The organism is Sphingomonas sp. 179-I 2A4 NHS (assembly GCF_045369135.1).
Classification (GTDB): Bacteria; Pseudomonadota; Alphaproteobacteria; order Sphingomonadales; family Sphingomonadaceae; genus Sphingomonas.
On record NZ_JBIQFL010000001.1, the window covers coordinates 531,132 to 555,319 of the forward strand.

28 protein-coding genes are annotated in these 24,188 nt (G+C 66.9%); 12 read left to right on the plus strand and 16 right to left on the minus strand.

All coding sequences use genetic code 11. The annotated features are described in order from the left end of the window. Positions 1 to 14: 14 nt before the first annotated feature. From ubiA to secB, 5 genes are all read right to left on the minus strand, one after another. The gene (gene ubiA / locus ACH0CP_RS02355; protein WP_294441999.1) at positions 15 to 929 is read right to left on the minus strand and encodes a 4-hydroxybenzoate octaprenyltransferase; all 915 of its coding nucleotides are present in this window, start codon (positions 927 to 929) and stop codon (positions 15 to 17) included. A gap of 19 nt (positions 930 to 948) precedes the next feature. Further along, positions 949 to 1,770, minus strand: coding sequence for a metallophosphoesterase family protein (locus ACH0CP_RS02360; protein ID WP_294442000.1), 822 nt, complete (start codon positions 1,768 to 1,770; stop codon positions 949 to 951). Positions 1,771 to 1,822: 52 nt separating this feature from the next. Next, on the minus strand, positions 1,823 to 2,830 hold the full coding sequence (gene trpS, locus ACH0CP_RS02365) for a tryptophan--tRNA ligase (protein WP_294442001.1): 1,008 nt from the start codon (positions 2,828 to 2,830) through the stop codon (positions 1,823 to 1,825). A gap of 5 nt (positions 2,831 to 2,835) precedes the next feature. Further along, entirely contained in the window at positions 2,836 to 4,422 is a 1,587-nt protein-coding gene (murJ, locus tag ACH0CP_RS02370; protein WP_294442002.1) for a murein biosynthesis integral membrane protein MurJ, read from the minus strand. Positions 4,423 to 4,555: 133 nt separating this feature from the next. Next, complete coding sequence (secB, locus tag ACH0CP_RS02375) at positions 4,556 to 5,068, minus strand: protein-export chaperone SecB (protein ID WP_294442003.1); 513 nt, start codon at positions 5,066 to 5,068, stop codon at positions 4,556 to 4,558. 150 nt (positions 5,069 to 5,218) lie between these two features. Here secB and ACH0CP_RS02380 point away from each other — a divergent pair, with 150 nt between their 5' ends. From ACH0CP_RS02380 to ACH0CP_RS02390, 3 genes are read left to right on the plus strand one after another with little or no spacing between them, the layout of a single operon-like run. Then, positions 5,219 to 5,863 (plus strand): Tim44/TimA family putative adaptor protein, encoded by a 645-nt coding sequence (locus tag ACH0CP_RS02380; protein ID WP_294442004.1) that lies wholly within the window; start codon positions 5,219 to 5,221, stop codon positions 5,861 to 5,863. Continuing rightward, positions 5,863 to 7,122 (plus strand): murein transglycosylase A, encoded by a 1,260-nt coding sequence (locus tag ACH0CP_RS02385; protein ID WP_294442005.1) that lies wholly within the window; start codon positions 5,863 to 5,865, stop codon positions 7,120 to 7,122. Before ACH0CP_RS02380 ends, ACH0CP_RS02385 begins: the two co-directional genes overlap by 1 nt. Positions 7,123 to 7,147: 25 nt before the next feature. Continuing rightward, the gene (locus ACH0CP_RS02390; RefSeq protein WP_294442016.1) at positions 7,148 to 7,651 is read left to right on the plus strand and encodes a Smr/MutS family protein; all 504 of its coding nucleotides are present in this window, start codon (positions 7,148 to 7,150) and stop codon (positions 7,649 to 7,651) included. On the opposite strand, the gene dapE is transcribed toward ACH0CP_RS02390, so the two are convergent. From dapE to ACH0CP_RS02430, 8 genes are all read right to left on the minus strand, one after another. Then, positions 7,648 to 8,823: a succinyl-diaminopimelate desuccinylase gene (gene dapE, locus ACH0CP_RS02395; protein WP_406875379.1), complete on the minus strand. Its 1,176-nt coding sequence runs from the start codon at positions 8,821 to 8,823 to the stop codon at positions 7,648 to 7,650. The genes ACH0CP_RS02390 and dapE overlap by 4 nt on opposite strands. Beyond that, positions 8,772 to 9,449, minus strand: a complete 678-nt coding sequence (locus tag ACH0CP_RS02400) for a glutathione S-transferase family protein (protein ID WP_294442007.1) — start codon at positions 9,447 to 9,449, stop codon at positions 8,772 to 8,774. The genes dapE and ACH0CP_RS02400 overlap by 52 nt, the downstream gene beginning before the upstream one ends. 56 nt (positions 9,450 to 9,505) lie before the next feature. Continuing rightward, positions 9,506 to 10,246: a ribosome biogenesis GTP-binding protein YihA/YsxC gene (gene yihA, locus ACH0CP_RS02405; RefSeq protein WP_406875378.1), complete on the minus strand. Its 741-nt coding sequence runs from the start codon at positions 10,244 to 10,246 to the stop codon at positions 9,506 to 9,508. Continuing rightward, complete coding sequence (gene yidC, locus ACH0CP_RS02410; protein ID WP_294442008.1) at positions 10,243 to 11,946, minus strand: membrane protein insertase YidC; 1,704 nt, start codon at positions 11,944 to 11,946, stop codon at positions 10,243 to 10,245. The genes yihA and yidC overlap by 4 nt, the downstream gene beginning before the upstream one ends. A 15-nt stretch (positions 11,947 to 11,961) precedes the next feature. After that, a complete protein-coding gene (yidD, locus tag ACH0CP_RS02415) occupies positions 11,962 to 12,174 on the minus strand; it encodes a membrane protein insertion efficiency factor YidD (protein WP_294442009.1) in 213 nt (70 codons plus the stop codon). Beyond that, positions 12,171 to 12,449: a ribonuclease P protein component gene (rnpA, locus tag ACH0CP_RS02420; RefSeq protein ID WP_406875377.1), complete on the minus strand. Its 279-nt coding sequence runs from the start codon at positions 12,447 to 12,449 to the stop codon at positions 12,171 to 12,173. Before rnpA ends, yidD begins: the two co-directional genes overlap by 4 nt. 59 nt (positions 12,450 to 12,508) lie before the next feature. Next, complete coding sequence (rpmH, locus tag ACH0CP_RS02425) at positions 12,509 to 12,643, minus strand: 50S ribosomal protein L34 (protein WP_028056723.1); 135 nt, start codon at positions 12,641 to 12,643, stop codon at positions 12,509 to 12,511. A gap of 86 nt (positions 12,644 to 12,729) precedes the next feature. Beyond that, positions 12,730 to 13,008: a hypothetical protein gene (locus ACH0CP_RS02430; protein WP_294442010.1), complete on the minus strand. Its 279-nt coding sequence runs from the start codon at positions 13,006 to 13,008 to the stop codon at positions 12,730 to 12,732. Between the two features lie 102 nt (positions 13,009 to 13,110). Here ACH0CP_RS02430 and ACH0CP_RS02435 point away from each other — a divergent pair, with 102 nt between their 5' ends. Next, the gene (locus tag ACH0CP_RS02435) at positions 13,111 to 14,619 is read left to right on the plus strand and encodes a YifB family Mg chelatase-like AAA ATPase (protein ID WP_294442011.1); all 1,509 of its coding nucleotides are present in this window, start codon (positions 13,111 to 13,113) and stop codon (positions 14,617 to 14,619) included. A 15-nt stretch (positions 14,620 to 14,634) separates the two neighbouring features. Here ACH0CP_RS02435 and ACH0CP_RS02440 read toward each other — a convergent pair whose 3' ends face one another. Then, positions 14,635 to 16,239: a bifunctional diguanylate cyclase/phosphodiesterase gene (locus tag ACH0CP_RS02440; protein WP_294442012.1), complete on the minus strand. Its 1,605-nt coding sequence runs from the start codon at positions 16,237 to 16,239 to the stop codon at positions 14,635 to 14,637. Between the two features lie 215 nt (positions 16,240 to 16,454). Here ACH0CP_RS02440 and ffh point away from each other — a divergent pair, with 215 nt between their 5' ends. The 4 genes from ffh to rimM are packed head-to-tail and all read left to right on the plus strand — an operon-like array spanning position 16,455 to position 19,053. Continuing rightward, positions 16,455 to 17,969, plus strand: a complete 1,515-nt coding sequence (ffh, locus tag ACH0CP_RS02445) for a signal recognition particle protein (RefSeq protein WP_294442013.1) — start codon at positions 16,455 to 16,457, stop codon at positions 17,967 to 17,969. Positions 17,970 to 18,002: 33 nt separating this feature from the next. Beyond that, positions 18,003 to 18,410, plus strand: a complete 408-nt coding sequence (rpsP, locus tag ACH0CP_RS02450) for a 30S ribosomal protein S16 (RefSeq protein WP_406875376.1) — start codon at positions 18,003 to 18,005, stop codon at positions 18,408 to 18,410. A 48-nt stretch (positions 18,411 to 18,458) separates the two neighbouring features. Next, positions 18,459 to 18,596, plus strand: coding sequence for a hypothetical protein (locus ACH0CP_RS02455; RefSeq protein ID WP_294443106.1), 138 nt, complete (start codon positions 18,459 to 18,461; stop codon positions 18,594 to 18,596). After that, positions 18,556 to 19,053, plus strand: a complete 498-nt coding sequence (rimM, locus tag ACH0CP_RS02460; RefSeq protein ID WP_294443107.1) for a ribosome maturation factor RimM — start codon at positions 18,556 to 18,558, stop codon at positions 19,051 to 19,053. Before ACH0CP_RS02455 ends, rimM begins: the two co-directional genes overlap by 41 nt. Before the next feature lie 19 nt (positions 19,054 to 19,072). Here rimM and ACH0CP_RS02465 read toward each other — a convergent pair whose 3' ends face one another. Then, positions 19,073 to 19,978 (minus strand): NAD(P)/FAD-dependent oxidoreductase, encoded by a 906-nt coding sequence (locus tag ACH0CP_RS02465; protein ID WP_294443108.1) that lies wholly within the window; start codon positions 19,976 to 19,978, stop codon positions 19,073 to 19,075. 54 nt (positions 19,979 to 20,032) lie between these two features. On the opposite strand from ACH0CP_RS02465, the gene ACH0CP_RS02470 reads away from it, so the two are divergent. From ACH0CP_RS02470 to rplS, 4 genes are read left to right on the plus strand one after another with little or no spacing between them, the layout of a single operon-like run. Further along, complete coding sequence (locus ACH0CP_RS02470) at positions 20,033 to 20,353, plus strand: hypothetical protein (RefSeq protein ID WP_294443109.1); 321 nt, start codon at positions 20,033 to 20,035, stop codon at positions 20,351 to 20,353. Between the two features lie 51 nt (positions 20,354 to 20,404). Then, the gene (locus ACH0CP_RS02475) at positions 20,405 to 21,922 is read left to right on the plus strand and encodes a serine hydrolase (RefSeq protein ID WP_294443110.1); all 1,518 of its coding nucleotides are present in this window, start codon (positions 20,405 to 20,407) and stop codon (positions 21,920 to 21,922) included. After that, positions 21,919 to 22,644, plus strand: a complete 726-nt coding sequence (gene trmD / locus ACH0CP_RS02480) for a tRNA (guanosine(37)-N1)-methyltransferase TrmD (RefSeq protein ID WP_294443111.1) — start codon at positions 21,919 to 21,921, stop codon at positions 22,642 to 22,644. Before ACH0CP_RS02475 ends, trmD begins: the two co-directional genes overlap by 4 nt. A 6-nt stretch (positions 22,645 to 22,650) precedes the next feature. Then, the gene (gene rplS / locus ACH0CP_RS02485) at positions 22,651 to 23,040 is read left to right on the plus strand and encodes a 50S ribosomal protein L19 (protein ID WP_294443113.1); all 390 of its coding nucleotides are present in this window, start codon (positions 22,651 to 22,653) and stop codon (positions 23,038 to 23,040) included. A gap of 98 nt (positions 23,041 to 23,138) precedes the next feature. Here rplS and ACH0CP_RS02490 read toward each other — a convergent pair whose 3' ends face one another. Continuing rightward, positions 23,139 to 24,170 carry a TrkA family potassium uptake protein gene (locus tag ACH0CP_RS02490; RefSeq protein WP_294443114.1) on the minus strand — a complete coding sequence of 344 codons (1,032 nt, stop codon included), beginning with the start codon at positions 24,168 to 24,170 and terminating at the stop codon, positions 23,139 to 23,141. Positions 24,171 to 24,188: the final 18 nt, after the last annotated feature.

Consider the following 24,188-nt stretch of genomic DNA (forward strand, 5'->3'; position numbering starts at 1 on the left):
GGACGCCGCCGTTGCTAGAGGTTCGTCCCGACGACGAGGCAGGCAAGGAACATCAGCAGCCCGGCAAAGCGATTGGATCGGAAGCGGACGAGGGCACCGGCGCCGTCATCGGGGCGAAGCGTCGCCACCTGCCATCCAAGGTGCAGTGCCATTGGCAGCAGCGCCGCGAGCACCAGCGCATCCGAACGCTGCAGCCACAGCGCCGTCGCCCACAGCAACAGCGCGCCCGCGTAGCAGAGCGCCGTGCCGCCGCGGACATGCCGGCCCATGCGAAGCGCGGAGGACCGCACACCGATCAGCGCGTCGTCCTCCCGATCCTGCAGCGCGTAGATCGTGTCATAGCCGATCACCCACAGGACCGATCCGGCATAGAGCAGCAGGCCCGGCGCGGTCAGCGCGCCCCAGGTTTCCAGCCAGCCGACCAGCGCCGCCCAGGAAAAGACCAGCCCAAGCCATGCCTGCGGCCACCAGGTGATCCGCTTCATGAACGGGTAGCCCGCAACCAGCGCCAGGCTGGCGACGGCCAGCACCGCGGTATCGACACGAAGCTGTACCAGCACGACGAGGCCGATCAGGCAGAGGATGCCAAGCCACGCCCAGGCCGCCTTCAGCGACACTTGGCCGGATGGGATCGGCCGCGCCCGGGTGCGCGCGACGCTGGCATCCAGGTCGCGGTCGACGATGTCATTGTAGACGCAGCCCGCGCCCCGCATCGCGATGCTGCCGATCAGGAGCCAGGCAATCAGCGACCAGCGCGGAATCGCGCCGCCCGCCAGCGCAACGGCCCAGGCCCCCGGCCAGAACAGCAGCCACCAGCCGATCGGCCGGTCGAAACGGGCAAGAAGCGCAAACGGGCGGATGCGCGCTGGCAGCGCAGCGACCAGCCCGCGGTGTTCGCTGTCGGGGGTGATGTCAGGGGAAGCAGTCACGCGCCTTTCCCTAGGCCCCTCATCCCCGCGTCGCCAGCACCTCGATCGCGCTATCCTCCAGATAGACCGCGCTCAGGACGCCTGATTGATAGGCGCCGGTGTCGAGACCGATCCGGTTGGGCCGCAGTTCGACGAACGGGCTGATCGTGTGGCCATGAACGATGACGGCCCCGTGGTCGCGCTGGCTGTCGAGGAAATCCTCGCGGATCCACAACAGGTCGCGGCGGTGCTGCTTGCGCAGCGCCACGCCCGGCTTCACCCCGGCGTGGCAGAAGAAATAGTCGCCCGACGTCGCGGTCAGCGGCCAGCCGCGCATCCACTCGATCCATTCGGGGCCGATGGCGGCGCGCAGTTCCTCGATATAGGCGCCCGCATCCTCCCCATCGAACGGGGGCAGGCCGAAGCTCCTCGCGGTGTCATTGCCGCCGTTGCGCAGCCAGTTGGCAAACGTCATCGGATCGCGCTCGCAGGCGCGGATCAGCATTTCCTCGTGATTGCCCATCAGCGTCACGATGCCCGGCGCCTCGTGGTGCAGCCGGTCCAGCCATTGCAATGCACCGCGGGTGTCGGGGCCGCGATCGACGATGTCCCCAAGGAAAATGATGCGCATTGCGCGCGGGTCGGGCCGCGCGGCGGCATGGGCGGTGATCGTCGCCCACAGTTCCTCCAGCTGCTCGATGCAACCGTGCACGTCGCCGATCGCGTAGATGCGCTCGCCGGGCGCGGTGCTCGGCGCCCGGTTGCGTCGGGCAAGGTTGCGCAGCGCGTTCAGGATAAGGAGGGGCCTCTCACGGGTCGACGTTATAGCGCGAACGGTGACATAGATGGCCGCAGCCGACAATGTCGGGAGCCGGCGGTCCGATTTGCTCGCCCCCGGCTTCCTTGACGATGTGTCAGGCCAGTAGGCCCATCGCCTTCTGCGCCTGCGCCAGCACCGGTGCCGCCAGGTCACGCGCCTTCTCCGCTCCGCGCGCCAGGATCGCGTCGATCGCGCCGCGATCATTCAGCAGCCGCAGCATCTCGTCGCGGATCGGGCCCAGCTTCGCCACCGCAAGGTCGGCCAGCGCCGGCTTGAACTGTCCGAAGCCCTGGCCGGCGAACTCTGCCACCACATCCTCGGGCGTCCGATCCGCCAGCGCCGCGAAGATCGTCACCAGGTTGCGTGCCTCCGGCCGCTCCGCCAGCGCATCCCAGCTGTCGGGCAGCGCGTCGGGATCGGTCTTCGCCTTGCGGAACTTGTCGGCAATCTCGCTGTCGCTGTCGATCAGCTTCACCACCGACTGCACCGACGGGTTGGATTTGGACATCTTGGCCGACGCATCTCGCAGGCTCATGATGCGCGGCGCGGCCTTGCTGATCAGCGGCTCGGGCAGGGTGAACAGCTCGGTGTTGTAATCCTGGTTGAACTTGGTCGCGATGTCGCGCGCCAGCTCCAGATGCTGCTTCTGGTCCTCGCCGACCGGCACGTGCGTCGCATTGTACAGCAGCACGTCCGCCGCCATCAGCACCGGATAGTCGTACAGGCCGACGCTCGCGCCCTCGCGGTTCTTGCCCGCCTTGTCCTTGAACTGCGTCATGCGGTTGAGCCAGCCGACCCGCGCGACATTGTTCAGCAGCCACGCCAGCTCACTGTGCGCCGGCACGCGGGTCTGGTTGAACAGGGTCGATCGCTCAGGGTCGATCCCCGCCGCGACCACCGTCGCGGTCATCTCGATCGTGTTGGCGGTCAGCTCGGCCGGCGCGATCCACTCGGTCAGGCCATGAAGGTCGGCGATGAAATACATCGTCTCGCCCCCGGCGGCCTGGATCTCGTCCTGCATCGCCACCCACTGCTTCACCGCGCCCAGGTAATTGCCGAGGTGAAGATTGCCGGTAGGCTTGATGCCGGAAACGACGCGCATGATGGTCAGCTTGCTTTCTTGCGACGGAGGAGGGCTTTGATATCGGACAGCCGGTACGCCCCAGTCACCACACAGGCAACGCCATAAACCGACACGCCCGCGCCAACCAGCGCCATCAAGGCACCAATGCGTACCGGAAGGCTACCGGTAAGGTACGGGTCAATCGGAGGCGCGATGAGCAGCAACGTCCCGCCCATTACCCCTGCGGCCAGCGCCAGCCGCGGCACCCGCCGTCGCACCTGCGCATCGATCGCGAAATGCCCGCGCCGCGCCAGCACGATGTACAGCGACGCCACGTTGATCGTGGAGGCAAGGGCAGTCGCCAGCGGCGGCCCCATCTGGCCGATGCCGTAACGGCCAAGCAGCGGAATAAGAACCAGATTCCCGACGAGGTTCACCGCCACCGACCACAAGGCGAGGCGCACCGGCGTCGCCGTATCCGCCCGGGCGTAGAAGCCCGGCGTCAGCACCTTCACCAGCACATAGCTGGGCAGGCCGATCGAGAAGGCCGACAGCGCCAGCGCCGCCCGCGTCGTGTCCGATGCGTCGAACGCGCCGTGCTGGAACAGCCCCCGCACGATCGGCTCGGCCGCAAAGACGAACGCCGCGGTTGCGGGCAGCGTCAGGAAGAGCGCGAGCTCCAGCCCGCGATTCTGCGTCTCCATCGCTTCGGCCTCGCGGCCCTCCGCGAGCTGGCGCGAGATGACGGGCAGCAGGATGGTGCCAAGGCCGATGCCGATCATCCCCAGCGGCAGCTGGTTCAGGCGATCCGCATAATAGATCGCCGAGATCGAGCCCGCCGACAGCAGGCCGCCGGCGAGCGCGGTTGAGATGGCTAGGTTGATCTGCGCGGCGCCAGCGCCCGTCGCAGCCGGCACGATCAGCTTCAGCAGCCGCCGGACATCGTCGTCGAGCCGCGGCATGCGCAGCTTCAGGCTGACCCCGGCGCGTCGGCACGCCCACCACAGCCAGGCAAGCTGCATTGCGCCGCCCACCGTCACCGCCACCGCTTGCGACTGCGCGGTCTCGTAGGGATTGTCGCCATGGAAGAAGAGGAGTCCGCCAACCATGGCCACGTTCAGCAGGATCGGCGCCGCCGCATTCACCCAGAACTTGCCGAGCGAATTGAGAATTGCACCGAGCAGCGATGCAAGCGAGATCAGCAGCAGATAGGGAATGGTGATCCGCGATAGCGTGACGGCGAAGGCGAACTGCGCCTCGCTCGGGTTCTGCCGCTCGAAACCGCCGGAAAGGCTCCAGGTGATCGGCCACGCTGCCGCCAGCATGATGGCGGTGAACACCACCAGCACGGGGAAGAGAAGTGCAAGCGCGCGCTCGGCAAAGTCGATGCCCGCCGCGGTCCCGCCGCCCTCGGCAATCTTCTTGTTGAACAGCGGGATGAACGCGGCGTTGAACGCGCCTTCCGCGAACAGCGCGCGGAACATGTTGGGCAAGCGGAAGGCGACGAAGAACGCGTCCGACGCAAAGCCGGCGCCGACATAGCTTGCCTGCAACGTGTCGCGGACAAGCGCGAGCACGCGGCTCGCCAGCGTCAGCCCGCCGACCGAACCAAGCGCGCGCGTGAGGTTCATTTTGCTACGCCCCGTCCGCCATCATTGCCCCGCGCACCACCTCGGCTGTGTTCATGCGATCGGCGATCACAACGAGGCGGCAGGCCCGGGTGGAACGGGCGATGCGCATCCCACCCCGGCCCATGATCCGGTCTCAGGCCTGGCCGAAGTTCCCGGCCTGAAGCTGCGCGTCACGCTGCTCATTCTGCTGCATGTACAGCGCGTTGAAGTCGATCGGCTCCAGCAGCAGCGGCGGGAAGCCGCCGTCGCGGATCGTATCGGCGATGACGCGGCGCGCGAACGGGAACAGCAGGCGCGGCGCTTCGCCGAGCAGGAACGGCTGCAGCGCATCGAGGGGCACGTTGCGCACGCCGAACAGGCCGGCATAGGAAAGTTCGACGAGGAACGTGACGCGGCCCTGCGTCTCGGCGCGGACTTCGATCTTCAGCGTCACTTCGTGCGCGTCTTCTGCCACCTGATTGGCGGCGATGTCGAACTGGACGTTAATCTCCGGGCCCTGCTGATCCTGATAGACCGACGGCGCGCGCGGATTCTCGAAGGACAGGTCCTTCACATATTGCGAGATCAGCCCGACTGCCGGCGACGTGTCTTCGCCATTGGGCTGCGGCGTCGTGCCGTTGCCGGCGCCAAGATCCTGCTCGTCCATCTCGTCGAATCCTTGAAAGAAGGGCGCGCCTTGCTCTCGCGCGCATGGCGGCGGCGCCTAGCAGGGGGGGCGGGGCGTTTCAACGGTCGCACCCATTTGAAACATGATGCGTTGCCGCCTATGTTAGGACTTCAGCGTATCGGAGGCCGGGTGTTTTACATTATCCTGCTCGCGATGGTTGCCGCGTTCCTCGCGCTTCGGCTCTATTCGGTGCTGGGCAAGCGTACGGGGCATGAGCAGCCATTGATCAAGCCCGCGGAGGAGCGTGTCGCCCCCGCGGCGCTCCCGCGTGCCGTCGAGCCGGTGCGGGAAAATCGCGAACCGGCGGTGAAGCCGTTCGAAAGCGACGCCGAGCCAGGCATTCGCGCGATCGTCTCTGCCGAGTCCGGGTTCGACGTCGCACGCTTCGTGGATGGCGCGCAGGCGGCTTATCGCATGATCCTCGAGGCCTTCTGGAAGGGCGACGAGGAAACGCTGCGCGACTTGGTATCGTCGGATGTCAGCCGCGCCTTTGGTGATGCGATCGCGGCGCGTAATGCCTCGGGCCATGTGCTCGACAATCGACTTGTGTCGATCGAGCGCGCGATGATCACCTCGGCCTCGCTCAACGGCAAGGATGCGCGGATCACCGTCCGCTTCGATGCGGTCATCGCTGCCGTGACGCGCGATGCTGAGGGCAATGTTATTGCCGGGTCGACGAGCGATGCGGTCGAAACGCATGACGTGTGGACCTTTGCGCGGACGCTGCGCAGCGCCGATCCGAACTGGAAGCTGGTGGATACCGACGAAGCGTGATGGCGTTTCGGGGGGGAGCCGCGCTGGCCGCCGCGCTGGCGCTATCGGCATGTGTCGGCGGGGTCGTCCCGCCATCGCCCGGGTCCGGTCCGGCGCCGTCCAAGGTGCCATCGCAGCCGCGGCCTCAAGGTCCGGTGCGTCAGCCGGCCCCGGCCACCCCGATCACGCCTGTGCCCGCTATGACATCGGCGACGGCGACGACCGCGGTCAGCGCAGGGCTTGTCGCGGGCCCACCAATCGCCAGCCTGCCGATCACCCGCGAATCGGCTGCCGGCGCGCTGGCGGCTTTTCGCATCAGCTGTCCCTCGCTGATCCGCAGGACCGATCCGACTGGGCTCACGCGCGGCACTGACTGGAAGCCAGCCTGTGACGCCGCCGCGGGCGCATCCGGCGATCCTCAGCGCTTCTTCGCGCGCTTCTTCGAAACGGTGCAGGTCGGCGACGGCAAGGCTTTCGCCACCGGCTATTACATCCCGGAAATCGCTGGCTCGCGTGAGCATCGCAGCGGCTATGCCCCGATCTATGGGCGTCCGAGCGACTTGGTCGATGTCGACCTCGGCCTCTTCTCGGACAGTCTGAAGGGCAAGAAGATCCGCGGCCGGGTGGAGGGCACGAACTTCGTGCCGTACTATGATCGTACCGCCATCGAGGAAGGCGCGCTTCGCGGCAAGGCAAAGATCCTCGCCTACGCCGTGGATCCCGTGGAGCTGTTTTTCCTCCAGGTGCAGGGTTCGGGGCTTGTGCGCCTCCCCGACGGCGAGGTGCTGCGGATCGGCTACGAAACACAGAACGGGCGGGACTATACCGGCATCGGCAAGCTGATGCGCGATCGCGGACTGCTTGGGCCGGGTCAGTCGAGCATGCAGGGCATCGTCGCCTGGCTGCACGCGAACCCGGAGCAGGGCCGCGCGATCATGCGCGAGAATAAGAGTTTCGTTTTCTTCCGCCTGCTCGATGGGCCGCCGCTGGGCGCCATGGGGCTGCCGGTGTCCGCCCAGTCGACCGTGGCGGCCGACGTGCGCTTCGTGCCGCTCGGCGCGCCGGTGTTCCTGTCGATGGATCGCACTGACGCAACCGGCTTGTGGGTGGCGCAGGATACCGGCGGCGCGATCAAGGGCACCAATCGCTTCGACACGTTCTGGGGTGCGGGCGAGGATGCGCGGGCGATCGCCGGCGGGATGAGCGCGCGCGGCACGGCGTTCGTGCTGGTGCCGGTCGGCACGCTGAGCCGGCTCGGTGTCGCGCAGCCTCGCCCCTGACGAGGCGGCGTTATGGGCGCGCGTGATGGCGACCGTGCGGCCGCTTCGCGCCGCAAGCGCGCCAGCGGTCGCGAAACCGGTCCCCGCAAAGCCCGCTGAGCGCCAGCCGGTCGCGCGCACGAAGGCAGCGCCTCCGCCGGCGCCGCCGCGGGTCGAGCTTCCGAAGCGGCCCCAACCGGGCGTGACGCTCGACGGCGGTTGGGACAAGCGCCTGTCGCGCGGGATGGTCTCTCCCGACGTGACGATAGATCTGCATGGCCATACGCTCCACTCCGCGCATGACCTCCTAGATGCGGCGCTCGGCCGCGCGATTGCACGGGGTGATCGCGTGATCCTGCTCGTCACGGGAAAGCCGCCGCGCCCGGAAAGCGAGCGCCCGCATGCGCGCGGCGCGATCCGCGCGGCGATCGGGGACTGGCTGGCTGCGTCACGCCACGCCAGCGCGATCGCAGCGGTGCGCGGCGCGCATCCGCGGCACGGGGGCGCGGGCGCTCTCTATATCGTGCTGCGCCGTCCGCGCGGAACCTAGACGGCCGGGGCCAGCGCCCGGCGCAGGATGTCGGCGTAGATGCCGGTCAGCAGTCGAAGATCCTCGACAGCCACCGCCTCGTCCAGCTTGTGCATGGTGGCGTTCAGCAGTCCGAACTCGACCACCGGGCAGACGGCGGACAGGAAGCGTGCGTCCGACGTGCCGCCGCTGGTCGAAAGCTCCGTGACGATCCCGGTCCGCGCCTCGATCGCCTCAGCCACGATCGTGGAGAGTGCGCCCGGCGCGGTAAGAAACGCCTCGCCTGATACCTTCGCCTCCACACGCGCCCCCGGCGCGTAGCGAAGCACCACCTCCTCAATCCGCCGCGCCAGGTCTGCGCCACGGTGAAGATCGTTGAAGCGGATCGATAACCGTGCCGAGGCGAGCGCGGGGATGACATTTGTCGCCGGGTTTCCGACGGTGATGTCAGTCACCTCGATGTTCGACGGCTGGAACCAGTCAGTTCCCTCATCAAGCACGATGCCGTCGATCTCAGCCAGCGCGGCGACGAGGCGCGGGATCGGGTTGTCGGCCAAGTGCGGATAGGCGACATGCCCCTGCCGCCCCGGCACGTAGATCCAGATGTTGACCGAGCCGCGGCGCCCGATCTTGATCATGTCCCCAAGCCTAGCCGCGGACGTTGGCTCACCGACCAGGCACATGTCCGGCCGGATGTTCCGCGCAGCCATCCGGTCGATCAGCGCGCGAGTGCCGAACGTTGCCGGCCCTTCCTCGTCACCGGTGATGATCAGGCTGGTCGTGCCCCCATCCGTCACCAGCGCCGCGGCGGCGACGAAGGCCGCGATCGCGCCTTTCATGTCCACCGCGCCGCGCCCGAAGAGAAGGCCGTCGCGCACTTCAGGCTCGAAGGCGTCGCTCGTCCAGCCGCTTCCCGGTGGCACCACGTCGACATGGCCAGCGAAGGCGAAGTGCGTGCCGCCTTCACCGCGCACCGCAAGCAGATTCTCAACCGGTCCGTCGGGCGCCTCGCCGGCGACGAACCGCTCCACCTCGAAGCCGATCGGCAGCAGCGCCGCCTCCAGCACATCGAACACCGCGCCGCGCGCCGGGGTCACGCTCTCGGCGGCGATCAGCGCCTGCGCCAGCGCCAGGACGTCGGTCACGGGGCGGTTGGGGTCGGCGTCGGGCGCTCGAATTGCTCGATCACCCATTCCTCTTCCTGAGCGCCGGCGATCCAGTCCTGCATGAACGGATGGGTCAGCACCGCCTCGATATACGGGCCGGCAAAGCGCGCGACCGGCAGCGAATAGGTGATGATCCGCGTGCACACCGGCGCGAACATGATGTCCACCGCGCCGAACTCTCCGAACAGGAAGTCGCCGTCGCCGCCGAAGCGCGCCCGTGCCTGCGCCCACAATTCCATCATCCGCGTCAGATCGGCGAGGACGGCCGGGGAGGGCGGTACCGGGGGGTAGATCTGGCGAATGTTCATGCTGTGCTCGCGGCGCAGCGCTGCGAAGCTTGCGTGCATCTCCGCCGCCATCGATCGGGCCATGGCACGCGCCGCCTCGTCTTCGGGCCAGAAGCGCGCCCGGCCCACCTTGTCGGCGAGATACTCGACGATTGCGAGGCTATCCCACACCACCGCATCGCCGTCCCACAGGATCGGCACCTTGCCCGAAGAGGGGGCGAACTCATCGCCCTCGCGCCGCTTGTCCCAATCCTGGTCGTACAGCGGTACGACGACTTCCTCGAACGGCCGGCCTGATTGCTTGCACGCGAGCCAGCCGCGCAGCGACCAGGACGAATAGGCCTTGTTGCCGATGATGAGCTTCATGGCTGCCGGCGTATAGGCGGCCGTCGGCAGGCGCAACTAGGCGCGCCGGGAAAGCGTCAGCCGATCGCCTCGATCACGGCCGCGCGAAGCTCGGCAATCCCCATGCCCTTCTCGGACGAGGTGGCGATGATCTCCGGATGCGCCGCGGGCCGCTTACGCGCTTCCGCGATGGTGCGCGCCGTTACCTCATCCAGCTCTGTCGCCTTGATCTTGTCGGCCTTGGTCAGCACCATGCGATAGCTGACCGCTGCCTTGTCGAGCATGTCGAGGATCTCGCGATCGACATCCTTGATGCCGTGCCGCGCATCGATCAGCACCAGCGCACGCTTCAGCACCTGCCGCCCGCGCAGGAAGTCGTTAACGAGGAAGCGCCACTTCTTGACCACGTCCTTTGGCGCTTTGGCAAAGCCGTAGCCGGGCATGTCGACGAGGCGGAACAGCATCGGCTCGCCCACATCGAAGAAGTTCAGCTCCTGCGTTCGCCCCGGCGTCACCGAGGTGCGCGCCAGCGTCTTGCGCCCGGTCAGTGCGTTGATGAGCGACGACTTGCCGACGTTCGAACGGCCGGCAAACGCCACCTCCGGCACCGACGGATCGGGCAGGAACTGCAGCGCTGGCGCCGATTTCAGGAAGGTGATCGGCCCGGCGAAGATCTTGCGTGCCGCCTCGATCTCGGCCTCGTCAGGGCCACTGTCCAGTTCGGTGAAGGGGGCCTCGGGCGACGCCGTTTCCGGCGCCGCTTGTGTGCCAGCGGCGGGCTGGGGCCCCTCCCCATGGAGGGGAGGTTGGCGGTTCATTTCGCGGGTGCTTCCTTCAGGCCGGGATGCCGGGCGTAGAGCAGCTTCTGCTGCAGGATCGTCAGGACGTTCGACGTGATCCAGTAGACCTGAAGGCCCACCGCGAACGGCGCCATCACGAACATCAGCACCCATGGCATCAGCGCGAAGACCTGCTTCTGCGTGTCATCCATCGGTGCCGGGTTCAGCTTGAACTGGAAGTACATGCTGATGCCAAGCAGGATCGGAACCACGCCGATCGCCAGGAACGCCGGCGGCGTGAAGGCGAGCAGGCCGAAGAGGTTCACCGGCGTCAGCGGATCGGGCGCAGACAGGTCCTTGATCCACAGGATGAACGGCTGGTGCCGCATTTCGATCGTCAGCATCAGCACCTTGTACAGCGCATAGAAGATCGGGATCTGCAGCAGGGTGGGGGCGCAGCCGGCAAGCGGGTTCACCTTCTCCGCCTTGTACAGCGCCATGATCTCCTGCTGCATCCGCGGCTTGTCGTCCTTGAAGCGCTCCTGGATCGCCTTCATCTTCGGCTGCACGGCACGCATGTTCGCCATCGACGCGAATTGGCGCTGCGCGATCGGGAACATCAGCAGGCGGATCGTCAGCGTCAGCAGGATGATCGCGACGCCGAAATTGCCGACCATGCGGAACAGCCAGTCGAGATAATAGAAGATCGGTTTCTCGACGATGCGGAACCAGCCCCAGTCAATCGCATAGTCCAGGCGGGTCACGCCTTCCTTGTCGGTATAGCGATCGAGCAGGCGCACTTCCTTGGCGCCAGCGAAGAAGCGGCTCGTCTGCGTGATTTGTCGGCCGGGCTGCAGCAGCTGGGCGTTGCTGGTATAGTCGCCCTGGTACGCCTTGTTCGCGCCTTCGCGGAACTGCCCGTCGAACGGCCGCGCCTGATCCGGGATCAGCGCGGTCAGCCAGTATTTGTCGGTGAAGCCAAGCCAGCCCCCGGTGGTCGCGAACCGCTGCGGCCCTTCGGTCAGGTCCTTGTAGTCGACGTCGTAGTCGGCCTTGTCGTTGTGCACCGACATCGGCCCGACATGGATCGTCCAGCTGTCCGGATCCTTGGAGACGCCAGTGCGATTGACGAGGCCATAGGCAGCAACCGGCACTGCACCGGTTCCACCGTTCGCCACCGTCTGCTTGATGCCGAACATATAGCCGTCGTCGACCGACAGCTCGATCGCGAAGCGCTGCCCACGACCGTTGGTCGCCGTCAGCGTGACCGGCTTGCCCGGCGCGAGGAGGTTAGACGATGCGGTCCACACCGTATCGGCACTGGGCGGCGACAATCCGTCGTCACGCCAGCCGAAGCCGGCGAAATAGGCCTCGGGCGCGCCGGCTGGTGACAGCAGGCGGATCGGCGGCGAGTTCTTGGCGATCGTTTCCTTGTAATTCTTGAGCACCAGATCATCGATCCGCGCGCCCTTGAGGTTGATCGAGCCGCGCATCGTCGGCGTGTCGATCATCACGCGCGGCGTTTCGCGCAGGACGAGGTTGCGGTCACGGATCGCGGCAGGCCCGTCAGCCGTCGGATCAGCCGACTTTTGCGTGACGACCTTGGTCTTGCCGTCCTCGATCTTTGTGACGGGCGGATTGGCGGTGGGGAAGAACTTGTTCTGCAGGACCGGCCAGCCGAACAGGATGAGCGCGGCAATGACCGCGAACAACACAAAGTTCTGATTCTCTTTATTCACGTGCGCCAAAATCCTTTACGGCACCGGATCATAGCCGTGCCCACCCCATGGACCGCAGCGCGCGATCCGCTTCATCGCCAGCCAGCTGCCGCGCACGGCTCCATAGCGGCGAAGGGCCTCGATTGCATAGGCGGAACAGCTTGGCTGATAGCGGCACGTTGGCGGCAGGATCAGCGAGGGGCCGAGTTGCCAGCCGCGTGCCAGCAGGATGAGCAGCCGGGCGATCACTGGCTCGCCTGCCGGGCAACCTTGCCCAGCGCCTTGCCCAGCTCGCGCCGCAAGCTGTCGAAGTCGCGCTCGATCCCGCCGTTGCGTCCGATCAGTACGTGGTCCGCGCCGGCAATGCCCTGCGTCGGCAGCAGCTCACGCGCAAGCGACCGCAACCGGCGCTTCATCCGGTTGCGGACCACGGCATTGCCGATTTTCTTGGTGACCGTGAAGCCGACTCGCATCGTCGGATCACCGTCCTCGCGGGGGCGCACCAGCAGCACGAAGCCCGGCATCGGCGCACGGCGCCCCGCGTTTGCCGCCAGGAAGTCCCGGCGGCGGGTAAGCGTCTGAATTATGCCGACAGCTTCTTGCGGCCGCGTGCGCGACGCGCCCGGATCACTGCCCGGCCGCCCACCGTCGCCATGCGCGCACGGAAGCCGTGACGACGAGCCCGCACCAGGTTGCTCGGCTGAAAGGTCCGCTTCATCGTTCATTCCCGAATCTGAAAAACAACAAGGCCGCCACGCAGGACGGCCCGAATGGTGCGGCGCATAGGTGAAGACCGGCTCCAAGTCAACGAGAGCCAAGGACGCGATCGCGCGCGCGGCGCCGCAGCGCGCTTCGCCGACGCATCGTCCGGTCGACCAGATTGCCGACACGTGGCCAGCGCCGCTTGAGGCGGGCCCAGCGCACCTGCGCCCAACGCGAATTGCGCAGGATCAGGATCATCCCGCCAGCGAACAGGAAAACGCCGCCGGGGCCGGGCAGGGGTGCCACCGCGGCAGCGCCGATCCACAGCAGGAAGCCAAGCACCAGCTGGATGAGTCGCGAAACGGGATGGCGGTCACGCATGGCGGCGATGTGGCTCCGGTGTGTTGCAATGACAAGACGCTCGATGAGTGGTTTGCAGCCGTCGCAAAGCGGGTATGAACGGGAGGGGAACGGGGGAGATAGATGGCGGCGATCGTCTCGACGGTGGCGTATCTCGGGCTGGAGGCGCGCGGCGTCGAGGTTCAGGTGCAGCTCATTCCCGGCTTGCCGGCGTTCAACCTCGTTGGGCTCGCCGACAAGGCAGTTGGAGAAAGCCGGGAACGGGTGCGCGGCGCCATCGCGGCAATGGGCCTCGCCTTGCCCCCAAAGCGGATAGCGGTGAACCTGTCGCCGGCGGATCTGCCGAAGGAGGGATCGCACTTCGATCTGCCGATCGCCATCGGCCTGCTCGCCGCGATGGGCGTCGTCGATGCCGAGACGCTCGCGGAGTACGTGATCGTCGGCGAACTGACACTGGATGGTCGGCTCGCGCCCTCGCCTGGGGTCCTGCTCGCCGCGCTCCATGCCGCCGAGACGGGCAAGGGCCTGATCTGCCCTGCCGCCCAAGGTCCGGAGGCTGCGTGGAGCGGATCAATCGAGGTGGTGGCCGCCCCCGATCTTCTCTCGCTAATTAATCATCTCAAGGGACATGGCCTACTTTCCGCACCCATTGCTGGCGACGTGATCGCGGCGGGCTCGGGCCCGGATCTGCGGCAGGTACGCGGGCAGGAGACGGCAAAGCGTGCGCTGGAGATTGCGGCGTCGGGCGGGCACAATTTGTTGATGGTCGGCCCGCCGGGTGCCGGCAAATCGCTGATGGCGTCCTGCCTTCCGGGCATACTTCCGCCGCTCGATGCCGCCGAGGCGCTCGAAGTCTCGATGGTGCAGTCGGTCGCCGGCACGCTGGAGGGTGGCCGCCTTACGCGCACCCGGCCGTTCCGGGCGCCGCATCATTCCGCCTCGATGGCGGCGCTGACCGGCGGCGGTCTCAAGGTGAAGCCAGGCGAGGTCAGCCTGGCGCATCTTGGCGTCCTGTTCCTCGACGAGCTTCCCGAGTTCCAGCGCGCCGTCCTCGATTCGCTGCGCCAGCCGCTCGAATCGGGCACGGTCAGCGTCGCGCGTGCCAATGCGCACGTCACATTCCCCGCGCGCGTCCAGTTGGTCGCGGCGATGAATCCGTGCCGCTGCGGCTATCTCGGGGATGCGAGCCTCGCCTGCGCCCGGGCACCGAAGTGCGCGGCGGACTATCAAGCAAAGGTCTCCGGCCCGCTGCTCGACCGGATCGATCTGCACGTCGAGGTTCAGGCGGTTAGTGCTGCGGACTTGATGCTGCCGGCTCCTGCTGAAGGCTCGGCGGAAGTCGCAGCGCGCGTCGCGTCAACACGCAACGTGCAGGCAGCGCGTTACGCCGATCACCCGATCCGGACCAATGCGGAAGCTGAGGGAGACGTTCTGGAGGCGCATTGCATGCCGGACGAGGCGGGCCGCGCGCTGCTGGCGCAGGCGGCGGAGGCGATGCGGCTGTCGGCGCGCGCCTATACCAGGATCTTGCGGGTCGCGCGGACGATCGCCGACATGGCGGGTGCGCAGGAGGTCGGGCGCATCCATATCGCCGAAGCGCTCAGCTATCGTCGGCAGCCGCCCCGCGCCTGACGCGCAGCGCGGCGATCAGCTCGCCAGCCGGCGCTCGTCGGTCGGCCCAGCGCCAGTGGCCAGCATCCGGCGCTCGGCCAGCAATCGGCGGGTGTTGGCCCCACTCATTGGCCGGCCATAGAGATAGCCCTGGCCACGCGCGCAGCCGATGGTGCGCACGCGTGCCTCGATCTCGGCGTCTTCGATGCCTTCCGCCGTCACCGGCAGATTCAGGCTCGTGCCAAGGCTGGCGATCGCGCCAACGATGGCCGCACTGTCGGGATTGTCCGCGATCGCCTGCACGAAGCTCTTGTCGATCTTGATCCGGTCGAACGGCAGGGCGCGCAGGTGCGCGAGGCTGGAATAGCCGGTGCCGAAATCATCCAGCGCGATGCGGATGCCCTGGTTCTTCAGGCTGCCCACGATCGTCTGCGCCAGCGACAGATTCTCGAATAGCGCGCTTTCGGTCACCTCGATCTCGAGCCGGTGCGCCAGGAATCCGGTCTCCAGCAGCAGCTTGATGATCTTCTGCGGCAGCCAGGCGTCGCGCAATTGATAAGGCGAGATGTTGACGGACAGCGTCAGCGCCGGGTCCCAATCGCGGGCCGCCAGGAAGGCCTGGCGCATCACCATCATCGACAGGTCGGCAATCAGGCCGCTCTGCTCCGCGATCGGGATGAAGCGGTCGGGCAGGATTGTCCCGTGCACGGGATGCTCCCAGCGCGCCAGCACCTCGAAGCCGCACAGCCGGCCGGTCTCCAGATCGATCTGCTGCTCGAAATAGGGCACGATATGACCAGACGGGATGGCGTGGCGCAGCCCCGTTTCCAGCTCGTTCCGGGCATGAAGCGCACGCGCCATGGCGGGATCGAACCAGGCGAGTCGGTTCCGCCCACCGTCCTTCGCCGCATACATGGCGATATCGGCGGCGCGCATCAGTGCGTCGATCGAACCACGCTCAACATCGGAACGCGCAATGCCGATCGAGGCCGAGACGTGAAGCTGCTGCCCGTCGATCTCGATCGGCAGGGCAAGCCGGCTGACGAGTTGTTCGGCGATTCGCTGTACCACCGATGGGTCACGCGGATCGAAGATGAATGCGCAGGCGAATTCGTCGCCGCCCAGCCGCGCGGTTAGCGCCCCGCTCGGCAGGATGCCGGTGATCTCGCTCGCCACCCGGGCGAGCAGCGCGTCGCCAGCGGAATGGCCGTGAAGATCGTTGACCGTCTTGAACCGGTCGAGGTCCAGCATCAGCAGCGCGACGGCGCGGCCGCGGCGGCCTGCGTCATGCAGCATGGTCGCGGCTTCTTCCACCAGGCTGCGGCGATTGAGGAAGCCGGTCAGCGGATCGCAGTTCGAGAGGACGCGCACACGCTCGGAGGCGGCGACGTGATCCCCCACAGTCTTCGCCAGCTGGCGATGCCGCCGCCAGCCGATCAGGATCAGCGCGACGTTCAGCAACAGGGCGATGACGATGGTGCGGTCGAGCTCCTCGGGGGAGCCGAAGGACTGGCGCAGAAGGGTGCTCGCCACCATTCCGGCGAGTATGACGAACAGCGCGACGGCCGCGGCAGTGACGATCCCTGCCGCGCTGCCGTTCCCGGCGCGTTTGTCAGCGGCGCGTCGCGCCTGCTCCACCATGCCGTTCGTCCTCCATAGCCGACACATTCTGGAGGCCATCGGTGTAGAAGGAGTTAACGGCCGTAAACTTGCCTTCCGCGGCATTCCCCGCTACTGGCCGCTCACGTTCCGTTGTTGAACGCTGAAGACAAGCGCCCATGTGGTGCACGCTGGCCGGCGAGGTTTCGCCCGCCGGCGCTTTTGCGTTTGGGGCCGGATGAAGGAGTTTTGACGCGATGTTCGACAGCCTGAGCGATCGTCTTGGTGGCGTGTTCGACCGTCTGCGCGGCCGCGGCGCGCTGACGGAGGCGGACGTGCGTCAGGCGATGCGCGAAGTCCGCGTCGCGCTGCTCGAGGCTGACGTTGCGCTGCCGGTCGCGCGCCAGTTCGTCGACGAGGCGACCGAGAAGGCGATCGGCCAGAACGTGCTTCGTTCGGTCACGCCTGGCCAGCAGGTGGTCAAGATCGTCAACGACGCCCTCGTTGCGATGCTCGGCGGCGACGATCCCCAAGCGGCCGAACTGAAGATCGATGTCACGCCTCCCGCGGTGGTGATGATGGTCGGCCTGCAGGGCTCGGGCAAGACCACCACGACCGCGAAGATCGCCAAGCGCCTGTCGGGCGGCCAGGGCGGCCGCGATCGCAAGAAGGTACTGATGGCGTCGCTCGACGTCAATCGCCCGGCTGCGCAGGAACAGCTCGCTACCCTCGGCCAGCAGATCGAAGTGCAGACGCTGCCGATCGTGCCGGGGCAGCAGCCGGTCGATATCGCCCGCCGCGCGCTTCAGGCGGCGAAGCTGCAGGGCTTCGATGTCCTGATGCTCGACACCGCCGGTCGTCTCCACGTCGACCAGGCGTTGATGGACGAAATGAAGGCGGTGGCCGAAATCGCCTCGCCGCAGGAAATCCTGCTCGTCGTCGATTCGCTGACCGGCCAGGACGCCGTCAACGTCGCGCAGAGCTTCTCGGCGCAGGTGCCGCTCACCGGCGTCGTGCTGACCCGGATGGACGGCGATGCGCGCGGCGGCGCGGCGCTGTCGATGCGCGCCGTCACGGGCAAGCCGATCAAGTTCGCCGGCGTCGGCGAAAAGATGGATGCGCTCGAGGCGTTCCATGCCGAGCGTGTCGCCGGCCGTATCCTCGGCATGGGTGACGTCGTCAGCCTCGTCGAGAAGGCGGCGGAGTCGATCCAGCAGGAAGACGCCGAGCGCATGGCGGCGAAGCTCGCCAAGGGCCAGTTCGACATGAACGACCTGCGCGGGCAGCTGGCGCAGATGCGGCGCATGGGCGGCCTTGGCGCGCTCGCCGGCATGATCCCGGGTATGAAGAAGGCGCAGGCGGCGATGGCTAACGGCGCGGTCGACGAGCGAATCCTGCTGCGCATGGACGCCATGATCACCTCCATGACGCCCAAGGAGCGTGTGAAGCCCGAACTGATCAACGCCAAGCGCAAGATCCGTATCGCCAAGGGCAGCGGCACGACCGTTCAGGACGTGAACAAGCTGCTGAAGATGCACCAGGAAATGTCCACTGCGATGAAGAAGATCCGCAAGATGGGCGGCATCAAGGGCATGCTCTCGATGCTGGGCAAGGGCGGTCCTGGCGGCGGCATGGCCGGGCTGGGCAACGCGCTCGGCGGGCCGGAGCTTGGCGACATGCTCGGCAAGGCCGGCGGCGGGCTTCCTGGCCTGCCGGGCATTGGCGGGGGCGGCGGAGCGCTCCCGCCCGGATTTCCGAAGTTCAAGAAGTAACGTTTTACCGATATCTAGAAGGAAGAGACTACAATGGCACTCAGCATTCGCCTGTCGCGTGGCGGCTCGAAGAAGCGTCCGTACTACCGCATCGTCGTCGCGGACGCCCGCAGCCCGCGCGACGGCAAGTTCATCGAGAAGATCGGCAACTACAACCCGCTGCTCGCCAAGGATGACGAGAAGCGCGTGGTGCTTGATGCCGAGCGTGCGAAGCACTGGCTGAGCAACGGCGCGCAGCCGACCGACCGCGTCGCCCGCTTCCTCGATCTCGCCGGCGTTCGCGAGCGTGCAGCCCGCAACAACCCGAAGAAGGCCGAGCCGGGCGAGAAGGCCAAGGAGCGCGCCGAGGAGCGTGCCGAGAAGCTGAAGGCAGCCGAGGAGGCTTCGCAGGCTGAGACCGAAGCAGTGATGGCGGCTGAAGTCGAAGCGGCAACCGAATAAGCATCCGATCGGATCATGGCGCGTTCCTTTGTTCGAAAGGAGCGTGCCATGACCAACGATCCCGATCCGCGGACTGCCGCCGATGACGATCAAGACCTCGCCAGCAACGAAGGCGTCTCGAGCACCGAGCCGGCCGAAGGCGGCGATGACACCCCCCCTGCCGAGGAAGGATCCCCCGGCGGGTGAGCCGCGCGTCGTGCTCGCCGCGATCACCGGCGCGCACGGCATCGGCGGGGAAGTGAAGCTGAAGCTCTTCGCTGAGGACGTGGCGGCCCATGCCTCGTTCAACGACGGGGCGCTGACGCTGAAGTCGCTCCGGGGCAACATCGCGCGCTTTGCCGAAGTGTCCGATCGCACCGCGGCCGAGGCGCTGCGCGGCACCGAGCTTTCGGTCCCGCGATCGGCCCTTCCTCCGCTGGAGGAGGGCGAATATTACCACGCCGACCTCATCGGCCTCCCCGCGGTGTCCACCGAGGGTGAGCCACTGGGCGAGGTGGTGGCCGTGGAGAATTTCGGCGCCAGCGATGTGGTCGAGATCGAGCGCCCGACCGGCAAGCGCTTCATGGTTCCGATGACCAAGCAAGCGGTGCCCGAGTGGGATGGCGAGAAACTCGTCATTGCTACGGCCTTCGCGGCGGAATAGCCGCCGCCCTTATTTCTATTCAGCGTCGCAGCGGGCGGCGCTCGCTCAGTTCATTGCGGATCGTCGTCGCGGCAACGCCCGCTTGGCCCATGGCGTGGCTGATCTGGTCCAACCCCCGCACCACGTCGCCCGCGGCATAGAGGCCGGGCAGGGTGGTGCGCTGGTGCTCGTCCGTCACGATGCACCCGTCGTCCGTTCCCCGCGCCCCGGCGGCCAGCGCCAGATCTGACCGCACCTTCGATCCCAACGCCGGATAAATGCTGTCGAACGCCACGCGCCCTTCCGCGGTATCGAGCGCGAGCCGTCCTTCCTCGATCGCATAACCGCCGCATGGCCCGTCGATCCGCGCGATGCCGGCCGCATCAAGCGCCGCGGCACATTCGTCGTCCAGCATATGTTCGGCATCCGGGGCGATCAGGGTCACGTCGCGCGAATACCCTCTGAGGAACAGCGCTTCGCGCATGCCATGCCCGCCAGTGCCGATCACGCCCACCTTCTTGTCGGTGACTTCATAGCCGTCGCAGATCGGGCAATAGCGCAGCAGGCCGTCGGCGAGCGCCCGGTGGTGCAGCGCATCGTCCATCTTCGGCCGGTTATTCACCACGCCCGTGGCGAGTAGCACGGTGCGCGCGTCGACCTGCATGTCGGAGGTGCGAATGATGAAATTTTCGCCGTCCGGCTCGATCGCGGTGACATCGGTGCGATGGGTGCGCACACCGAACGAGGCGGCCTGTTCGCTCATCCGCGCCAGCAACTCCTTGCCGCTGATCCCGCCCGGAAACCCCGCATGATTGTGCGTGCAAGGGATCAACGCGGCGCGGCTCGATCCATTGTCGAACAATGCGATGTCAAGGTGGAAGCGGGCGAGATAGATGGCGGCCGTCAGCCCCGCCGGGCCCCCGCCAATAATGACGCAGTCGTGCATGGCGTCCGGAGCGTTTCAAGCCGAAGGTGGTTCCCACTGGAAAGGGAGGCGCCGATGGGCTGGTTGATCGTGAGCGCGCTGGTGATCGCGGCGGTAACGGTGGGGGCCGCAAGGCTCGTCGTCGTCCGGGGCCTCGCAACGTCCACCCTCGGGCAGATCCTGCTTTCTGCCGCGTCGGTACCGATCGTCACGGCGGTCATCGCGGCACTGCTGATCGCGCTGCAATTCGCGCAGCGCGCGCCGGACGCGCATCGCGGCAGCTTCGGCATGGTGATCTTCTCGATCGTCATGTTCTGGTTCTACGGGCTGATGGCGAGCGTGCTGATCGGCCTCCCCACCGCCGTCGTCGCGGTGCGCGCGTTCCAGCGCGGTTGACGGGCAGGCGCCGCAAAGTATCGCTTCCGCCACTGGATTTGGGGGACGATCATGATCCGCGCTCTATCTGCCGCCCTGTTGCTCGCCGCTCCAGCGGCCGCCGTTGCTCAGCAGCAGGCGGCGCCGAACGCACCGATGCCGGCGCCCGACCAGCTCGACATCGCTGCAATGGAGCCGCAACTCACCGGCTATTTCGACGCTTGGATGAGGAACGCGCACGTCCCCGGCCTCGTCTATGGCGTGTTGAAGGATGGCAAGCTGGTGCTCGTGCGCGGTCTGGGCGTGCAGGACGTAACGACAAAGCAGCCGGTCACGCCCGACAGCCTGTTCCGCATCGCCTCCATGTCCAAGGCCTTCACCGCTCTCGCCATCCTGAAGCTGCGCGACGAGGATCGCCTGTCGCTCGACGCCCCGGCGGAGCGCTACGTTCCCGAAATGCGTGGCTGGAAGTACCCCAGCGCGGACAGTCGTCGCATCCGTGTCGAGGATCTGCTTCACCACACCGCCGGCTTCGTCGAGGACAATCCCTGGGGCGATCGTCAGCAACCCTTGTCGGAGGCCGCGTTCACCGCCCTGCTGAAGGCGGGCGTGCCGCTCGCGCAGGCGCCCGGGCTCAAGATGGAATATTCCAACCTCGGCTATGCACTGCTCGGCCGGATCATCAGCAACGTTTCCGGCCAGCGCTACCAGGATTACATCCGCACCAACATCATGGCGCCGCTCGGCATGGAGTCGACCGGCTATGACGTGCTGAACGGCCCGCAGGACAAGCGCGCCTTGGGTTATCGCTGGCAGGATGATGCCTGGGTGCGGGAGCCGGACATGGCCGACGGCACGTTTGGCGCGATGGGCGGCGTGCAGACGAGCGCCAATGATTACTGGCGCTGGGTCTCGTTCCTGCTGTCAGGCTGGCCGGCGCGCGACGATCCCGATCAGGGCCCGGTGAAGCGCGCCACGGTGCGCGAGATCGTCGAGGGCCTGAACTTCGTGAACACGGCCGAGCGCGCTGGACCGTCCGGCAAGCAGTGCCGCGTGTCGAGCGCCTACGGCATGGGCTGGCAGGTCGTGAACGATTGCGATGTCGGGCGGATCGTCACTCACTCCGGCGGCTACCCGGGCTATGGCTCAATCGTGATGATGCTGCCGGACGCCGGCGTCGGCGTCTTCGCCTTTGCGAACCGCACCTATGCGGGGCCTAGCCTACCGGTGATGCAGGCGCTCTATGCCCTGCGCAGTGCCGGGCTGGCGGATCGAACCGTGCCGGTCTCGCCCGATCTTGCTCGCGCCTATGACATCATGCGCGAGGTGTGGCGCACTGGCGATCCGGCGCGCGCGCCGCTCGCTAACAATGTCGTGCCCGATCGCGATCTCGCGCGTCGGCGCAAGGATGTTGCCGATCTCAAGAAGAAGGTCGGCGCCTGCCGGACGGACGCCGCGATCGCGCCGATTTCTGCCATGGAGGGCGCCTTCATTTGGCAGTGCGCGAACGGCAAGGTCGCTGGCCGCGTGCAGCGTGCACCGACGCCGGCGTTGAGTCTTCAGGTATTGAGCTTTACCGCCGCGCCGTGACTTTCCATGCCACCGTCCTGACGCTGTATCCCGAGATGTTTCCCGGGCCGCTCGGCTTTGCCATTGCCGGCCGGGCCTTGGCAGAGGGGCGATGGTCGCTCGACGCCGTCAACATCCGGGATTTCGCCACTGACCGCCATCGTACGGTGGACGATACGCCGGCAGGCGGCGGCGCGGGCATGGTGCTTCGCGTCGACATCCTCGCCGCTGCGGTGGACGCGCAGGGGCAGGGGCGGCCGGTGCTGGCGATGACGCCGCGCGGCAAGCCGCTGACGCAGGCCCGCGTTCGGGGATTGGCGGCGGGTTCCGGAGCCGTCGTCCTGTGCGGCCGGTTCGAGGGGTTCGACGAGCGGTTGTTCGAGGGCCGCGACATTGAGGAAGTGTCGATCGGCGACTATGTCCTCTCCGGCGGCGAGACGGCTGCGCTGGTGCTGCTGGATGCTTGCGTTCGGCTGCTTCCCGGCGTAATGGGCGCCGCTTCAAGTGGGGTCGAGGAAAGCCACGAAAGCGGCCTGCTCGAATATCCGCATTATACCCGACCTGTTGAATGGGAAGGGCGCACGATCCCCGAAGTGCTGCGATCGGGGGATCATGCGAAGATCGCCGCCTGGCGTCAGCGCCGGGCGGAGGAAGATACACGGCTACGGCGGCCGGACCTGTGGGAGCGCCACGTCGGCGCTCGGGTCAACCGCCCTCTGGCGCGCGGCGATGAACGGGAATGAGTTGAGATGAACCTGATCCAGCAGCTCGAGGCCGAGCAGATCGCGAAGCTGACCGCGAACAAGAAGATCCCCGAATTCCGCCCCGGCGATACGCTGAAGGTCGGCGTGAAGGTGGTCGAAGGTGAGCGTACCCGCGTCCAGAACTACGAAGGCGTGTGCATCGCGCGTTCGAACAAGGGCATGGGCTCGTCGTTCACCGTCCGCAAGATTTCCTTCGGTGAGGGCGTGGAGCGAGTGTTCCCGCTGTATTCGCCGAACATCGATTCGATCGAGGTGGTCCGCAAGGGCGCCGTGCGTCGTGCGAAGCTGTACTATCTGCGTGGTCGTACCGGTAAGTCGGCGCGTATCGCCGAGCGCCGCGACAACCGCCCGGCGAAGACCGAAGCCGCCGAGTAATCGGTCGGAACCGCAAGGGTTTCAGGAAAGGCGTCGGCGGGAAACCGCCGGCGCCTTTCGCTTGTCTGTCGCGCGCGTGATGGACGATCCGTGCCCTTCTAGGTCAGCGCGTCACCCTTGACGATCTCGACGATCCGATCGCCCAGTTCCACGCGCTGCGCACCCGGCTGGTCGAAGCCGATGCACGCGCCGCGCCGGAACAGCCGCACGCCAAGCCCCGTGGACAGCCCTATCAATGGCCGCCCCACATCCTCCGCGGTTGCATCCCGCTCGCGCAGCGCCACCCGGCCATGGGTCGCGGCAAGATCGTTCAGATAGTCGGCCACGTGCGGCCCATCGGTCGATCCGGCCAGCAACAGCCCGGCAAAGCTCGCCGGGTTGATCACCACGTCGGCGCCCGCCTGCCGCGCCAGTGCTTCGTTGTCGTCCGATCGGATCACCGCGCTGATCCGCACGTCCTTGGAAAGGCGCCGCGCCGTCAGGACGATCAGGATCGTTGTGTCATCCCGGCCAGCGGAGACCATCAGGGTCGATGCACGCTCAATTCGCGCCGCTTCGAGCGTTTTGTCGCGCGTTGCATCGCCATCCAGCACCACTGCGCCACATTGCTCCGCATGCTCGAGCGCTTCCGTGCCACGGTCGACCACCACGATCGTTGCCGGATCGGTGCCGCGCCGGATCAGCTCGCGCAGCGCTTCGGTGCCGCTGGTGCCATAGCCGGCGATCACGACATGGCCGGTCAGCTGTCGCTGGATCACTGACATCCGCCACCGCTGCCACGTGCGCTTGAGCAGGAAGTCATAAGCGGTCCCCAGGAAGATCAGCCACACAAACAACCGGATCGGCGTGACGATGAAGGTGTCGAACATGCGCGCGCTGTCCGTCACCGGCACGATGTCACCATAACCCACCGTCGTGACGGTGATCATGGTGAAATACAGCACGTCCTTGAAGCTGATATGGCCATCGATATTGTCGCGCAGCCCCTCGCGGTCGAGCCAGTGGCCGCCCAGCGCGATGCTGACGAGCGCGAAGGCCAGCGCCACGCGCAACGCCAGGCTGGCCCAGTCCGGCAGGCTGCTGCGGCGGCGCAGGTGCAGATCCTTGTTCGGTCGAAGGCGGCGCAGCATCGCGCCACCTAAGCGCCT

Bases quoted from the DNA above. Each gene is read 5' to 3' on its own strand.
- ACH0CP_RS02385 (WP_294442005.1), top strand. From the start codon at position 5,863: ATGGCGTTTCGGGGGGGAGCCGCGCTGGCCGCCGCGCTGGCGCTATCG.
- ACH0CP_RS02465 (WP_294443108.1), bottom strand. From the start codon at position 19,978: ATGCACGACTGCGTCATTATTGGCGGGGGCCCGGCGGGGCTGACGGCC.
- ACH0CP_RS02455 (WP_294443106.1), top strand. From the start codon at position 18,459: ATGACCAACGATCCCGATCCGCGGACTGCCGCCGATGACGATCAAGAC.
- ACH0CP_RS02475 (WP_294443110.1), top strand. From the start codon at position 20,405: ATGATCCGCGCTCTATCTGCCGCCCTGTTGCTCGCCGCTCCAGCGGCC.
- rimM (WP_294443107.1), top strand. From the start codon at position 18,556: ATGACACCCCCCCTGCCGAGGAAGGATCCCCCGGCGGGTGAGCCGCGC.
- secB (WP_294442003.1), bottom strand. From the start codon at position 5,068: ATGGACGAGCAGGATCTTGGCGCCGGCAACGGCACGACGCCGCAGCCC.
- ACH0CP_RS02400 (WP_294442007.1), bottom strand. From the start codon at position 9,449: ATGAAGCTCATCATCGGCAACAAGGCCTATTCGTCCTGGTCGCTGCGC.
- rnpA (WP_406875377.1), bottom strand. From the start codon at position 12,449: ATGCCGGGCTTCGTGCTGCTGGTGCGCCCCCGCGAGGACGGTGATCCG.
- ACH0CP_RS02440 (WP_294442012.1), bottom strand. From the start codon at position 16,239: ATGGTGGAGCAGGCGCGACGCGCCGCTGACAAACGCGCCGGGAACGGC.
- murJ (WP_294442002.1), bottom strand. From the start codon at position 4,422: ATGAACCTCACGCGCGCGCTTGGTTCGGTCGGCGGGCTGACGCTGGCG.
- dapE (WP_406875379.1), bottom strand. From the start codon at position 8,823: ATGGGTGATCGAGCAATTCGAGCGCCCGACGCCGACCCCAACCGCCCC.
- trpS (WP_294442001.1), bottom strand. From the start codon at position 2,830: ATGCGCGTCGTTTCCGGCATCAAGCCTACCGGCAATCTTCACCTCGGC.
- ffh (WP_294442013.1), top strand. From the start codon at position 16,455: ATGTTCGACAGCCTGAGCGATCGTCTTGGTGGCGTGTTCGACCGTCTG.
- yihA (WP_406875378.1), bottom strand. From the start codon at position 10,246: ATGAACCGCCAACCTCCCCTCCATGGGGAGGGGCCCCAGCCCGCCGCT.
- rplS (WP_294443113.1), top strand. From the start codon at position 22,651: ATGAACCTGATCCAGCAGCTCGAGGCCGAGCAGATCGCGAAGCTGACC.
- ACH0CP_RS02435 (WP_294442011.1), top strand. From the start codon at position 13,111: ATGGCGGCGATCGTCTCGACGGTGGCGTATCTCGGGCTGGAGGCGCGC.
- ACH0CP_RS02390 (WP_294442016.1), top strand. From the start codon at position 7,148: ATGGCGACCGTGCGGCCGCTTCGCGCCGCAAGCGCGCCAGCGGTCGCG.
- ACH0CP_RS02430 (WP_294442010.1), bottom strand. From the start codon at position 13,008: ATGCGTGACCGCCATCCCGTTTCGCGACTCATCCAGCTGGTGCTTGGC.
- ACH0CP_RS02490 (WP_294443114.1), bottom strand. From the start codon at position 24,170: ATGCTGCGCCGCCTTCGACCGAACAAGGATCTGCACCTGCGCCGCCGC.
- rpsP (WP_406875376.1), top strand. From the start codon at position 18,003: ATGGCACTCAGCATTCGCCTGTCGCGTGGCGGCTCGAAGAAGCGTCCG.
- rpmH (WP_028056723.1), bottom strand. From the start codon at position 12,643: ATGAAGCGGACCTTTCAGCCGAGCAACCTGGTGCGGGCTCGTCGTCAC.
- ACH0CP_RS02470 (WP_294443109.1), top strand. From the start codon at position 20,033: ATGGGCTGGTTGATCGTGAGCGCGCTGGTGATCGCGGCGGTAACGGTG.